Consider the following 291-nt stretch of genomic DNA (forward strand, 5'->3'; position numbering starts at 1 on the left):
GTTTTTTGGAGGGGGAAACAGAAACATGCTCGACGTTTCTTTTGCCAGAAATATCAATCCCCGGTGGAATGTAGGCATCGATTTCAATACGCTTCGGATCAGAAAAACACTCAATCCTGCGCAACGAGACGATCATATGGCGGTCCAAAATGCCTATGCATTTCATACCAATTACCGATCTGAAAATGGGAAATATTGGTTACTGGGTGCATTCTCTAGGATGAAACATACCGTGAATGAAATCGGAGGGATCATCCCGCCGGAAGTTGACCCCAACTCACTCTATTTCAC

At 44.7% G+C, this 291-nt stretch carries 1 protein-coding gene; it reads left to right on the forward strand.

Annotation, left to right across the window (positions count from 1 at the left end):
- Positions 1 to 291: putative porin (locus ACNKXV_RS14405; RefSeq protein ID WP_417908397.1), on the forward strand; the 291-nt coding region annotated here is incomplete at both ends.

It is taken from the genome of Christiangramia aquimixticola, assembly GCF_048285835.1.
Classification (GTDB): Bacteria; Bacteroidota; Bacteroidia; order Flavobacteriales; family Flavobacteriaceae; genus Christiangramia; species Christiangramia aquimixticola.